The 6,380-nt window shown below is 61.4% G+C and carries 5 protein-coding genes; all 5 read left to right on the top strand.

Annotated features, from left to right (window positions below; translation table 11 throughout):
• Nucleotides 1-345: WGR domain-containing protein (locus FK527_RS17015; RefSeq protein ID WP_222116178.1), on the top strand; the 345-nt coding region annotated here is incomplete at its 5' end.
• 6 nt (nt 346-351) lie between these two features.
• Entirely contained in the window at nt 352-1,611 is a 1,260-nt protein-coding gene (locus FK527_RS17010; RefSeq protein ID WP_144735853.1) for a hypothetical protein, read from the top strand.
• Nucleotides 1,608-2,222 (top strand): condensin complex protein MksE, encoded by a 615-nt coding sequence (locus FK527_RS17005; protein WP_144735851.1) that lies wholly within the window; start codon nt 1,608-1,610, stop codon nt 2,220-2,222. The genes FK527_RS17010 and FK527_RS17005 overlap by 4 nt, the downstream gene beginning before the upstream one ends.
• Nucleotides 2,222-4,975 carry a hypothetical protein gene (locus FK527_RS17000; RefSeq protein ID WP_144735849.1) on the top strand — a complete coding sequence of 918 codons (2,754 nt, stop codon included), beginning with the start codon at nt 2,222-2,224 and terminating at the stop codon, nt 4,973-4,975. The genes FK527_RS17005 and FK527_RS17000 overlap by 1 nt, the downstream gene beginning before the upstream one ends.
• Before the next feature lie 2 nt (nt 4,976-4,977).
• Entirely contained in the window at nt 4,978-5,841 is an 864-nt protein-coding gene (locus FK527_RS16995; protein ID WP_144735847.1) for a DUF7281 domain-containing protein, read from the top strand.
• The last annotated feature ends 539 nt before the right edge of the window (nt 5,842-6,380 follow it).

The following is a 6,380-nucleotide window of genomic DNA, read 5'->3' as shown; positions in this document are numbered from 1 at the left end:
CGATCATCATGGTGTACGGGCTCCTTTGCTGGCTTGCTCATGTTCCTCAATCAGGGCTTGCAAAACGGCACGAGCCATGAACAGGGGGTAGCGGCGGGAGTCTATACAATCGTCAGGGATGCGACATCTAGCAAAAGAGGCTATCGCGTGGAGTTGGTGCGCGATCTTCTGGGTGATTTCGTGCTGGTGCGGCGCTGGTATGGCTTGTTCAACAAGCGCCACGGCGGGAAGATGCAGGTGTTTTTGCAGGAGACCGAGGCGCTCGATGCCGTGGATAAGATTGATAGGGCGCGGCTGCGCAGGGGTTATGTCCGCAAGACTGTGCTGCTCGGTGGTGGGGACTGAACTGACATGGCCAACCCTCGCTCGCTGGTCTGCGCGCTTTACACCCATTGGGACACCGTGGAGCTTTTGGTGCGGCTGTCGCGCGAGTTTGCCGTGCTGACCAGCGATCAGGTGTTGAACGGTATTGCCAAGGTATCCGGGCAACGGGATGCCGAAACGCAGGGCGCGGTGCTGCGTGCCTTGGTCAATGCGGACATCCTGCAAACCTTGCCGCGCAGCAGCGATCTGCAGCTCAATGCCTATGTGCTGGAGTTCGTGCGCGGCCTCACCCGTGAACATGAGCTGGGCCTGGCTGCCGTACTGCAGGCGCGTGTTGCTGCGATCCGTGAAGCCACCGAAGCACTCAATGAAGGGATGCTCGGGGCCGACATGGATCGCGTGCGCGGAGCCGCCAACAAGCTGGCAGAACTCTTCCGCCAGATCAGTCTGCAGCTCGATCAGGACCGGCACGCGCTCTTTGAGCTGGCGGAAAACGCCAAAAGCGCCGACAGCACCATGCCGATCAGCCAGCGCTACCGCGAGGTGCTGGAAGCCTACGATCATTATGTGGAGCCGATGAACCAGATGATGGACAGCGGCTCGCAGGGCACTTTCTACCGCTATCTGGAAGAAGCAGAGCGCGGGCTCGACTTGGGCCTAGAGCAATTGTCGGTGCAGGGTGCGCTCTACTCGCATCGCCTGCAGTTGCGTCAGGTGGCGCACCAGGCCAAGGAGCTGCGGCGCTTTGGCCGGCTGGTTGCGCAGCAGTGCGCCGATACACTGCTGCCCTTGCGCGAAGAGTTGCGTCAGCACAACGCACTGACCAGTGCCATCAGCTTGCTGTTGGGGCAGGTGCGCAAACGCGGCCTGCGTCGCGCACTGTCGCGCTCGACGGATGACACGGCACTCCCCGTCTGGCGCAATGAGCGCGGTTTCAAATTGCAATTGGGCGATGAGGTACGGGCGGTCATGGCTGCCGCGCACCAATACCAGCCGCAGGCTGTGGCCTTTCCGCAGGATGAACCCGGCGATGGCGTTCCGTTGCTGGAGCAGGTGGACGAAGCCGCCATTCGTGCGCATCTGGCCCGCAGCCTGCCAGTGGAAAATCTGCTCGATTGGCTGCACAACCATTACGCCCATCTGCAGGATGCCACCCTGCTGCGCTTGTTCCATGACCTGCAACATGAGCCCGGCTGGCAGTTCGAGGCCGCCAGCCAGCCTGAAAAAACCACGTTGCAGACGATTCGCGTCCTGCATCACCCTCACCGCGTGAGTATCCCGCAATGACGATCCCACACGCTCTGGCAGCTGCGCTGTCACAAATGCCGGCATTGGCCGAGCTGTTCCGGCTGTTTCTCTCCGGCAAACACCTCAATCGCATGGCCGAGCCCGCGCTGTGGGCAGAGCTGGAACAGCACGAGGCCAGCTATGTCGGCTTGTTTGCCGCGCTGGGGTTCGAACTGCGCCTGGATGCCAGGGGCTTTGCCTGGTTTCACAGCAGTGACGCCAACAGCAACATCGGCAAGATCAGCCGCCAGCTGGCCTTGCTGTTCATGGTGATCTTCGATGCTCAAGCCAACGCCGGCAAGGCCCTGCAGCGCTTTACCGATTGGCTGATCGACAGTGCCTGGCTGGCCGAAGTCTACAAGCAACAGCAAGACCTGCTGGATGCCGAGGGCCTCAACCCCGACGCCCTGGTGGAGCTGCTGGGCCGCGCCTGCAACTTGGGCTTTGCCGTGGCCGAGCCAGCGGGCTGGCGACTGCTGCCCGCTGTATGCCGCTACCTCGACCATTTCGAAAGCCTGGCCTTGACGGCCAAGACCGATGGCTACGAAGAGAGCACGCCTGCCGCGGAAGACTGGACTGCGGATGCACCAGACGACGAGGAGAACACCTGATGCAGTACGGCTTCCAACGTTTGGTCCTGCTGGGGAGTGCAGGCTACTCGCGCGCCGAGCTGCCGCTCGATGGTGCGGTCTCTCTGGTGGCGCCCAACAATACTGGCAAAACCAGCCTGATCAATGCCCTGCAGTTTCTGCTGATCATCGACCGCCGCCGTATGGATTTTGGTGCGCACGATGTGGACAAGAGCCGGCGCTTCTATTTCCCCAACAACAGCGCCTATGTGCTGCTGGAGGTGTCGCTGCCGGAGTCCGGCACCGTAGTGCTGGGCTGCGTGGGCAAGGGTGTAAGCTTCGAGTACGAGTATTTCGCCTATGCCGGGCCGCTGAAGGTCGAGGAGTTCTGCCTGCCGGATGGCACCTTGGTGGCACAACCGCAACTGGCCAGCCATCTGGCGAGCCACGAACGCAGGGTGTTCAGCTACAGCAGCAGCGAATTCGCCGACATGATCTATGGCGGACGCAGCCGCAAGCTCGCCAGCCAGCAGGATTTCTGCGTTTTCCGGCTGGAGCACGCCAGTGATGCCAGCGTTTTTCAGCGGGTGCTGACCCGCACGCTGCGCCTGGACAAACTGCGCTCCAGCGAGGTCAAGGACTATCTGCTGCAGATTTTCCGGCGCGATCTGCCGGATGCCAGCATCGACTTCAAGGCGGAATGGGACAAGGCGTTTGCTGACCTCAACGCCGAACGCAGCCAGTACCTGGCCGCCGTGCGGCTGCAAGCCACCTTGGGCGAACTGGAGCAGAAGCAGGATGCCCGTCTGGTCTTGCGCGGCAAATTGCTGTGCTGGCGCCCCTTGATCGACACGGCACTGGGTCAGTGGCAACAGCATTACGAGACCCGACAGCAATCCTTGCAGCATGAGTTGGCGCAGTGCGATGTCGAGCTGCAGCGCCTGCGCGAACAGGATATGCATTCGGCTGGCGAGAAGAAAGAGTGCGAGTTGGAACAAAAGCAGCTCGGCCAACAAAGCGAACAGTTGCGCGCCTTGCAGCAGCGTTTTGCATTGATCCCCGACCGTGCCCTGCTGGAGGCGCGCCGCCACGAGTTGCTGGCGCAACGGGATGCGCTGGTGGTGAGGATCGGCCAGGCCCAGAGCCGCACGCCAGCAGCCATCGAGCGCGAGCTGGCGCGGATCGAGCGGGAATCTGCGCAGCTGGCGCAGGAGTTGCGCACCCAAGGGCAGAACCTCTATCAGCAACTGGCCGGTGTCGTATCGACGGAACAACTCAATGCGCTGAACAAGGTGCTGGCCAAACCGGTACTGACCCTGGGCAATGAAGATTTCCGCCTTGATGGCAAGGCCCTGCTTGCGGCCTTGGTCGATGCGAATACCGGGCAATTCAATTTGCCTGGCATTCAACTGCGGCTGGAAGCCCTGCCGGCACAGTATCAGCAACGGACCCTGGCGGAACTGAGCGAATTGCAGCAGGAGTTGCAGCAACAGCAGGCTCAGCTGCAAGAACAATTGGCCACCGCCCAAGCTCTGGAAAACGTCAAACAGCAACGCCAGGCACTAGACCAACAGCTGGCACAACTGGATGCTGAGTTGCGAGACTACGCGCACATGCAGGACTTGCAGCAAAGCGAGGCCGAGCGCGAAGGGCGGCTGCAGACACTGGCGAAAAGACTCGCCGAACTCGGCGCCAGCCTGGCGCAGTCGGCAGAACGGCACCGCGCACTGGATCAGCAGCGGCAGCAGCGGCAACAGGATTTGGCGGCCTTGCAGCAGCAACACCGGCAGATCGAGCAACGCCGTCATCAGCGAATCGACCACGAAGGCCCCTTCACCTGGCTGGCCGATTTGCCGCACAGCCCCTGGTTGGCCCAGCCCGAGTTCGCGCTGGAACAATTGGCCGAGCGGCTGCAGACCTATCAGGCCGACTGCCGCCAGTTGCTGGAGCTGGATGAGCAGATCCGCCATCTGCTGGGTGAAATCCATACCGGCGGATTGACCAAGTATCAGTTTGTCGGCGAACCGGAAAGCGAGATTGTTCGTCTCGTTGAATTCGCCCATCACCTGCCGCAGGAAGCCGCAGCCCTGGAAAAGAAAGTGCGCTCGGCGGTGGTGAATGTGGCCGCCTGCCTGCGCGAACTGCGTGACGGCCTGTTTGCTTTCAAGCGCCGGATGCGCGAGTTCAACCGCAAGATCAGCGGCCGGCAACTTTCCGATCTGGCAGTATTCAAGATCGAACCCGAAGACGAAACCATTCTGGTCGAGGCCATCGAGCTACTGATCAATACCGCTGCCACGGTGGACAGTGGCGAAACCTTCGAGCTGTTCAACCAGCAGAGCGTACTCGACGATGATCAACTCAATCGCGCCAAGACCCTGCTGATCGAAGAGGGTAACGCCCGCCATGGCCTGCGGGTGGCCGACCTGTTTCGCCTGCGTTTCTGGGTCGGCAAGGCAGATCGAGATCCGGAAGCCTTCGATGACCTCGACAGTGCCGCCTCCAATGGCACCGTGCTGATGGCCAAACTGGTGACGGGGCTGGCGATGCTGCATCTGATGCAGGATCAGCGTCGCCCTATTCAGGGCATCTGCTACCTGGACGAGGCACTGGCCCTGGACGCCCGCAATCAGCGCAGCCTGATCGACACGGCGGCGGAGTTCGGCTTCTCGTTGATTTTTGCCTCGCCCGCGCCGCTGACGACCGTGCGTTACTGCGTTCCGATTCACACGCGCAACGGCAGCAATCAGATCAGCCGCCATAGCTGGCAGGTCATCGAACCGCTGGATGCCTGAGTATGGATCGAACCCTGCGCGCTGCCTTGCTCAAGCTGCATGGCCAACAAACCCTGCCGGCCAGCCATTTCACCGCCGCTCAGCGCAGCGCTCTGGATCGCTTTGCCAGGCAGACAGGAGCGGTAATCTGCCAGCGTCAGGGGCGCGGTGATGTTTACCGTGTCAGCGATCCGAGACTATTCGATATCCATCTGAGCGCACTCTCCCCCAAAGTCGGGATGCTAACCACGGACGACTTGCCGCTACGGGCACAACACATCGCCCACGCGCGCGACAGCAAAGCGCGCAATCATCAGCATGAGTGCTACTACCCCTTGCTCAAGGCCGTTGGTGAAAAGGTTCTCTGGCGACAAGGCGAACACGGGAGCGAACTGCCACTCAGCCAGCTCACACACCACTTCGGGGCTGCCAGCCTGCGCATTGAAACTGGCGACACCTGGCAAAGCGGGCAGCCGCTCTGGCTGGTGGAGAACCAAGCGCTGTTTGACAGCACGGATTGGCTGCCAGTAGGAACGCAAGCCACCCTGCTGTACTACGGTGGACAGCTTGATGGCCGGCTTCTCGCCTGGCTGGGGAAGCGCCCGCGTGCAAGCCGTGTCGTACTGTTCCCGGACTATGACGGTGTGGGGCTGGCCAATTTCGCGCGACTCTTTGCACAGCTTGGCGACACTTGCGAATACTGGCTGATGCCCGACTGGCAAAGCAAACTGGCACGCTATGGTAGCCAGCGGCTATGGCAGGATACGCTTCGGGAGTTTACCAGTGCTGCTCTGCAGTTGCCTGATTATCTGGGTCCGTTAACCGAACAAATGCGCCAATCCGGACTGGCGCTCGAACAGGAAGCGGTCTGGCTATCTGTTCTGTAGGTGCCTTTCGATTAAGCGTGCAATGTCGCCTGGAGAGATGCCCGCTTCCAGAGCCTTTCTCAGAATCAGCTCCAGCTGCTGCCAACCTTGCGGCGAGGCGGTATTGCTGCCAACGGTTTGTGTCAGCTGGAACATCAGTCCCTCCAGCAGTTCTTCATCGCCACGCCAGCCGCCGCCTGATCCAAGCACAGCCTTGTCACCATGTGGCTCGGACTGGCCTCAGGTCAGGGCTACCCTCACCCTTACGAGGAGGTCTTCCACATTAATCCGGCAGTTGCGCGCGCATCCGGCTTGCGCCCGACGCGGAGCTCTGGGCCCCGCGCCTGCCTCCTGAACGAGGCGCCAAGCCTTCACATCCCGCGCAGCTGCATGCGCGCCTCGAGCGCTTCAGCGGTTTCCTTGCGTTCGCTGTGTAAGCGTCCGCCCATCCCACCTTGCCCGCATCCGCTGGCTATGGCTGAGCCTCAAACCGAAGCATCAGATGCCAGCGCCGGCTTCCAGCGGTGCGGCAGCAGCTCCCCAATCCGACTATTGGGGTG

This window comes from Extensimonas perlucida, from assembly GCF_007655255.1.
GTDB lineage: Bacteria > Pseudomonadota > Gammaproteobacteria > Burkholderiales > Burkholderiaceae_C > Extensimonas > Extensimonas perlucida.
This window is presented reverse-complemented; position numbering and strand designations above follow the sequence as displayed.